Origin of the sequence: Aquimarina agarivorans, assembly GCF_000218485.1 — a bacterium.
In the GTDB taxonomy this organism is placed as follows: Bacteria; Bacteroidota; Bacteroidia; order Flavobacteriales; family Flavobacteriaceae; genus Aquimarina; species Aquimarina agarivorans.
In genome coordinates, this window is record NZ_AFPB01000068.1 from 47,933 (window position 1) to 54,964 (window position 7,032).

The 7,032-nt window shown below is 33.2% G+C and carries 5 protein-coding genes and 2 pseudogenes; 1 reads left to right on the plus strand and 6 read right to left on the minus strand.

Going from position 1 to position 7,032, the window contains the following annotated elements; genetic code table 11:
• Positions 1-9: 9 nt before the first annotated feature.
• The 6 genes and pseudogenes from GMC_RS0103275 to GMC_RS0103300 all read right to left on the minus strand — a co-directional run bounded on the left by GMC_RS0103275 (position 10) and on the right by GMC_RS0103300 (position 5,874).
• Positions 10-1,173, minus strand: coding sequence for a lycopene cyclase family protein (locus GMC_RS0103275; protein WP_238527909.1), 1,164 nt, complete (start codon positions 1,171-1,173; stop codon positions 10-12).
• A gap of 10 nt (positions 1,174-1,183) precedes the next feature.
• Positions 1,184-1,632, minus strand: a pseudogene (locus tag GMC_RS18900) (sterol desaturase family protein).
• Positions 1,633-1,638: 6 nt separating this feature from the next.
• Positions 1,639-2,478 (minus strand): phytoene/squalene synthase family protein, encoded by an 840-nt coding sequence (locus GMC_RS0103285; RefSeq protein ID WP_010520792.1) that lies wholly within the window; start codon positions 2,476-2,478, stop codon positions 1,639-1,641.
• Between the two features lie 2 nt (positions 2,479-2,480).
• Positions 2,481-3,946: pseudogene (gene crtID / locus GMC_RS18905) on the minus strand (bifunctional phytoene desaturase/3,4-desaturase).
• A 7-nt stretch (positions 3,947-3,953) separates the two neighbouring features.
• Positions 3,954-4,850, minus strand: coding sequence for a MerR family transcriptional regulator (locus tag GMC_RS0103295; RefSeq protein WP_010520793.1), 897 nt, complete (start codon positions 4,848-4,850; stop codon positions 3,954-3,956).
• A gap of 256 nt (positions 4,851-5,106) precedes the next feature.
• Positions 5,107-5,874, minus strand: coding sequence for a M90 family metallopeptidase (locus tag GMC_RS0103300; RefSeq protein ID WP_010520794.1), 768 nt, complete (start codon positions 5,872-5,874; stop codon positions 5,107-5,109).
• 102 nt (positions 5,875-5,976) lie between these two features.
• On the opposite strand from GMC_RS0103300, the gene rlmN reads away from it, so the two are divergent.
• A complete protein-coding gene (gene rlmN, locus GMC_RS0103305) occupies positions 5,977-7,029 on the plus strand; it encodes a dual-specificity RNA methyltransferase RlmN (RefSeq protein ID WP_010520795.1) in 1,053 nt (350 codons plus the stop codon).
• The last annotated feature ends 3 nt before the right edge of the window (positions 7,030-7,032 follow it).

The following is a 7,032-nucleotide window of genomic DNA, read 5'->3' on the forward strand; positions in this document are numbered from 1 at the left end:
GGAACTGGATTATTGTATTAATGCTTTTATAAAAGGAAGGTATGGTAATTTTAAAATCAATTTAAGTTCTTCCAATAAGGTAGTTTCTTCATCTAAAAATTTAAAAAAAACAGCGGGATGCGTGTTTTTGTACATTTTATAAAAAATTTCAGGGCCTTTTGTATTTTGTTTTTCTAATATTTTCAATAAAAGTTGATCATAAAACTGAAATCTAGCGGCTGGTTGGTGTCCAATTACAGGTTTTTGGGCAATAAGTTGTTGAATAATCGAATTTACAAACTTTTCAGAACGCTTAAATGAATATCCGGTTGATGCTTTTACCCAACCACCTGCAGTACCAATTTTCGTTGTTCGTAAAGTATGTTGTTTGTTAAATGGAAAATTAGTCATTGGAATTACACCCGTTTCCTTCTTTTTTATAGTGTATTTAATTCCTTTAAAAAATATGTTAAGATAATTTTTTAGTTGCGTTTCAAATTCAGTAGCACTAATAGTAAATGGCGCAAAAAAAGTATATTCCACAAGTGCTTTGGAACCACTTTCGGGTAAAATATACATAAAACTTGTACTGTTTTTCCACGTAAATCGGTAATCCATCATGGTAAAATTATCCTTATTAAATACAGGGGTATTGGTTTCAATTTCAAAACCACTAAAACTTTGGTCTACGTAAGCATACGCTTTTTTCTGATCTTTAAAATGCTCTGGGATGCGGCTATCAAACAAATGAGAACAACTAAAATTATATTGGTTGGTATTTACGCATACCGTGTTGTCAGTTTCGGTAACAGTGTCAACTTTTTCATAAAAAAAAGAAAATTGAGTGTTTTTTTTTAATACACTAATACAATAGTTATAAAAGTCAAGCGCTTGGATTTTTTTATACGTATAGGGAGTTAAATCAATGCGCAATTCTTTGTTTTCACTACTGTAGAAATACGCCTGATGCCAGCTTTTAGAAACCAAATTGTCCCATTTTCCTATGCCTTTTTCCCAAAAGCAGAAGGTTTTATCGTTATCTTTTTTTTTAGAAAAATCAATAATGGCAATTTTTTTTGCGCAAAAAAAATGATGTTTACTCATAGCAACAGCCAATTGCAAACCAGCAACACCACTACCAATGATTATATAATCGAAATGTAAAGTTTGAATTTCATCAGTATTTGTATTCACCAATAATTAGTTATTGTTTAAAGTACTTAAAGGGAACAAACAACATGCCGAAGCATTCGCCTTCTTTTTTCCTAAATGTTTATGGTGTACTTTATGTGCTCTACGTACACCTTTTGCATACCAATTATTTGCGTTTCTGAATATTTTAAAACGTTGATGTATAAATATGTCATGCACAAAAAAGTAGGTAATACCGTAAGCTAAAATTCCCAAACCAATGGGCAAGCCGTACCAAGCAATGTCATATTTCCATAATAAAAAGCAACCAATACTGACCAAAGCATAAAAAACGAAAAATAAATCATTACGTTCCCACCAGCTTTTGTGTTTTTTATGATGGTGATCTGCATGTAAAGACCATAAAAATCCATGCATAACATACTTATGCGTAAACCAGGCCATGCCCTCCATAGCTACAAATGTGCCAATGAATATGATGATCCAAAAAATAATTTCCATAAATATTTAAATTAAATTTAAACGGTAATTTAAGTAACCCTGAGCTAATAAGCTCAATTTTTGATAATCAGGAACCCTGATACGGGATTCTTTTAATACTGCTGATGGTGTCTTTTTTAATTTTTTAAGTAATTTTTGATAATATAAAAAAGCAGTATAAACCCCAAAACGCGCTTCAATTGGCAATTTACTAATCCCTTTCAATGCTTCATTAAAATCAAGTTCTATTTCAGCAATAATTTGTTGCTTACTTTCTTCATTTAAATTTTTTAAATCTGCATTAGGAAAATAAGTACGATCCAAGCCTTCAAAATCAGCTTTTAAATCGCGCAAAAAATTCACTTTTTGGAAAGCCGACCCTAACCGCATGGCACTATCCTTTAAATTTTCATATTGAGTATTATTGCCTTTTACAAACACGCGTAAACACATTAGTCCAACAACATCAGCTGAGCCATATATGTATTCCTTGTATTCATCATCCGATAGATATACTTTTTTTGATAAATCCAATCGCATACTTTTCATAAAAGCCTTATACAATTCAGGCTCAATATGGTATTTGTGTACTGTTTCCTGAAAACTATTTAATATAGGGTTAAGACTAATTTTATCATTGATTGCCGTGTACATTTGACGTTCAAAATCATCAAAAAGCATTTTTTTTGAATAATCGTGAAAACTATCAACAATTTCATCAGCAAAGCGGACAAAACCGTATATGTTATAAATATCCTGACGAATGCTTGGCGCTAACATTTTTGTAGCCGAAGAAAATGAGGTGGAGTAGGACTGAGTTACAGTTTTACTGCACTTGTACGAAACGGAATCAAATAAAGACTTCATAATTAATTGTTGTTTTTATTTAGTATTAAACCAGCAGCAAGTTTTCCTGAGATTAGTGCTGGGGGTACTCCTGGTCCGGGAACAGTAAGCTGCCCAGTAAAATATAAGTTTTCTACTTTTTTACTTTTTAAATTGGGGCGTAAAAATGCAGTTTGTAGCAAGGTATTGGCCATTCCATATGCATTTCCTTTATAGGAATTGTATCTGCTTACAAAATCGTTTACACAAAAACTCCTATTAAATATAATATTATTTTTAACGCTTTGTTGAGTAATATGTTCAAAACGAGTTATTATTTTGTTAAAATAAGATGTTCGTAGTGCTTCCGTATCATTTAATCCTGGAGCTAATGGCACTAAAAAAAATCCATTTTCCATCCCTTCCGGCGCCATTTTAGGATCGGTTTTAGAAGTAAAATTGGCATAAAAAAGAGGCTCCGTAGGCCACTGTGGGTCATCATAAATTTCTTGAGCATGTTTTTCAAAATCAGTATCAAAAAACAAATTGTGATGATTTACTTTTTTAATTTTTTATCAAATCCAACGTAAAATAACAGGCTGGAAGGTGCAAAGGTTTTTTTATTCCAATAGCTTTCGGAATATTGTTTTTGATGTTCCTCAAGTAACGTTTCGGTATGGTGGTAATCAGCACCACTTAAAACAGTGTCAAACTTTAATTCCTGACCGTTACAGGTAATACCGGTAACCTTGTTGTTTTTTGTATTAATTTTAGAAATAGGACTATTCACAACAATAGAAACGCCTAAACTTTTAGCTAATTTTTCCATGCCTAGGATCACCTGATGCATACCTCCTTTAGGCTGCCAGGTACCCAAACCAAAGTCCGCATAATTCATAAAATTGTAAAAAGCGGGTGTTTTACTCGGTTTTGCGCCTAAAAATAACACTGGAAATTCAAGTATGGATACTAATTTAGGATTAGTCACTTTTTTACGAACCTCACGTGAAACGTTACTAAAGAATTGCCCCAACTTTGCTACCGTTTTAGGAGTAACAAGTTCTAAAGGAGATATTCCAGGTCTGTACACCAGATCTTTGACAGCTACATCGTAATTACTTTTAGAATCAGCAATAAATTCTTGTAAGGCTTTTGAACTTCCTTTTTCCTCAGTTTCAAAGGTGTTAAAAATATCTTCCAAATTATCAGCAATATCAATTGATGATCCATCGGAAAAAAAGACTGAATATGCAGGATTTAATTTTTCTAACTCATAAAAGTCAGCTACGGAATGTCCGAAATCATTAAAAAAGCGTTCGAATACGTCAGGCATCCAATACCACGATGGTCCCATGTCAAAAGTAAAGCCTTCAGCTTTAAATTGACTGGCACGCCCTCCAATACTCTCATTTTTTTCAAACATGGTAACATCATATCCTTCTTTAGCAAGATAACATGCAGCCGAAAATGAGGAAAATCCTGATCCTAATACAGCAATTCTTTTTTTCATATAAGTCCTAACCTAGTATTTTTTCAAAATCAGAAAATGATTGTATGATTTTTATTAAAGCGGAAATTGGCACGGGAACTTCTTTAAGCTGACGCCCCATTACCCATAATTCATGCTCATTTGGTGCGCAAATTTCATTTTTAAAGTTTGAAATGTATTCGTTTACTTCATCAATATGCGGTTGTAATGTAAAGTAGGATACAAAAACAAGATTGTTCTGTAATTCAGATAAATCCTTTAGGTAGTCAATAGAAACATTAGGACCTAAAAATATGGTTTTATAACCTTGCGATAATATTAGTGTATTTATAAACAGTAAACTCAAATCATTGGTTTCTCCACTAGGTAAATACAGCACAAATGTTTTATCGTGTTTCGTAACTTGTTGTTGTAATGAATCTGTTCTTGCCCAAAGTTTTTGTTTGATTAAACTGGTAATAAAATGCTCATGCGAACTATTTATGGTGCCGGTTTGCCACAACATACCTACTTCTCCTAAAAAAGGAACAAAAACATCATAAAATATTTGCGAAAATGTAAAGCGTTCACTTAATTCGTTGAATGTATCTGAAAAAATAGTGGTATTGTAATTTAACATCGCTAGTTTTAACGAGTTCATTGAGCGGTCAACAGTGGTTTTGTCGGAAACTATACTATTTACGTATTCTAAAATTTCTTCAGGTTTTAATTTTGAAATGCGAGAAATTTTATATCCGCAACTTACTAAAAACGTAACATTAAGTAATTTCTGAAGATTATCCATGTTGTACGAACGTATGTTCGTGTCCGTTCTTTCCGGAGTTAAAAGGTGATACCTTTTTTCCCATATACGAATGGTATGCGCTTTTATCCCACATATATTCTCCAGATCCTTAATACTAAAAGCTTGATTCGTTTTGTTCATCTTTCCCGATTTAACATTAAACAAATCTAACTATTTGTGAGGGCTATTACTAGTTTTTTTATAAAAAAATTATTTGTTTTGTGATAGTTTTAACATGAATAAATCAACAAATGTTAAGTTTTAAGTAGTTTGGTTTTCTGAAAGAAAGGGTTTTTAAATTTTTAAGTTATGAAAAAAGGCGATGAGTAATATGTTGATTTCTGTCTGGAATTTAGCTATCTGTTAATAGCTAACATTTTTGTTGGCAAATCTTATATTATTCTCTTTTTGAAAAGCATTTTAATAACATTTGATATAAATCAGGATGTTTTTGTTCTAGCAGTTGAGGTCTTTCAAAAAAATACTCTGCTGCGACTGCAAAAAATTCAGTTTGACTAGTACCCCCATAATTTCTAATATCAGAATTATAATTATTGATCGCTTCCATTTTTGAATGCATTATATGTAGCCAAGGGAGGATGTTTTCTTGCTCAAGTAAACGTTCCGGAATGCCGTCAGTGGCACCATCTAATTTGTCCAATAGGTGAACAAATTCATGCACAGCAGTGTTATTTTTGTCAGTTTTGTTTGAAAAACCATGGTATAATGCCTTTTTGGAAAGTATCATCTGATTTTTAAACCGACCAGTTCCTACTAAGCCAGCTATTTTTTTACCTTCTGCGGAAGCATTAAACTCTAAGTCCTCATTAAAATAATCAGGATATAATAGTACGGTATTTAAATTAGGGTAGCGCCAATGATCAAACTTAAAAATTGGAATAATCCCACTTGCGGCAACTAAAATACGGTCTTTATCTTCTAGCGTAAGCTGTACGCCTTCAATAGTAATGTAGCTTAAAAAATCTATCATTTTTTGTTGAAAAAGGTGTTGTTCGCTAGGGGTAAGCTTATGATAATATAGGACATGAGTGTCCAAAATTTGATGCCAATGCTTTGGTGGAGTTTCTATTTCCACTGGTTTCTTTTTATATAGAATAGCAAATAATATACCTGCAATTACAGCAATTGTAATGATATAAATCATTGAAAAGTTTGTATGTTTTTAGATGATTAATTTACATAAAAAACCAAAGCCATAATTTATAATAAATTGGCGAACTTTGTAGGCAGATACAAAACGGTGTTTATGACAGAAAATAAGCCAAACAAAAAGAAAGATATCCGTGCATTGACTAAAGAGCAATTACGCGATTTTTTTGTGGAGCAAGGGGATAAGGCTTTTAGGGGGAATCAGGTGTACGAATGGTTATGGGGTAAGGGTGCGCATAGTTTTGAGGGTATGACTAACTTATCCAAAGCAACGCGTACGCTTTTGGAAACTCATTTTGTTATTAATCATATACGTGTGGATCAAATGCAGCGTAGTGCCGATGGTACTATTAAAAATGCGGTACGTTTGCATGATGGTTTAGTGGTGGAGTCGGTTTTAATCCCTACTGCAACAAGGACTACAGCTTGTGTGTCGTCCCAGGTTGGATGTAGCCTGAATTGTAAGTTTTGTGCCACCGCTCGACTGAAACGAATGAGGAATTTAAATCCAGACGAAATATATGATCAGGTGGTTGCTATTGATAATGAGAGCCGTTTGTATCACAATCATCCGCTTTCGAATATTGTTTTTATGGGGATGGGCGAGCCTTTAATGAATTATAACAATGTCACTAAAGCTATTGCTATGATTACCTCGCCCGAAGGGTTAGGAATGTCGCCTAAAAGAATTACGGTATCTACCTCGGGCGTGCCAAAAATGATCAAAAAAATGGCTGATGATGCGGTTAGATTTCAGTTGGCAGTTTCCTTACATTCAGCAATTGATGAGGTGCGGACTAAAATTATGCCTTTTAATGAAAATTTTCCTCTAGCAGATTTAAAGGAGTCGTTACAATATTGGTATGCAAAAACCCAAAGTCGGATCACTTATGAATATGTGGTGTGGAAAGGCATTAATGATAAAAAGAAGGACATTGATGCATTGGTTAAATTTTGCATGTATGTGCCATGTAAAGTAAATTTAATTGAATATAATCCTATTGATGATGGCGAATTTCAACAGGCATCAAGTGAATCGGTTACCAATTATATTAATGCTTTAGAAAAAAGAAATATTGTGGTTAACGTACGCCGAAGTCGCGGAAAAGATATTGATGCCGCTTGCGGTCAGTTGGCCAATAAAACATAACCT

What these genes read in the sequence shown, in the direction of transcription:
- GMC_RS0103300 (WP_010520794.1), bottom strand. Translation starts at nt 5,874, where the DNA reads ATGATTTATATCATTACAATTGCTGTAATTGCAGGTATATTATTTGCT.
- rlmN (WP_010520795.1), top strand. Translation starts at nt 5,977, where the DNA reads ATGACAGAAAATAAGCCAAACAAAAAGAAAGATATCCGTGCATTGACT.
- GMC_RS0103285 (WP_010520792.1), bottom strand. Translation starts at nt 2,478, where the DNA reads ATGAAGTCTTTATTTGATTCCGTTTCGTACAAGTGCAGTAAAACTGTA.
- GMC_RS0103295 (WP_010520793.1), bottom strand. Translation starts at nt 4,850, where the DNA reads ATGAACAAAACGAATCAAGCTTTTAGTATTAAGGATCTGGAGAATATA.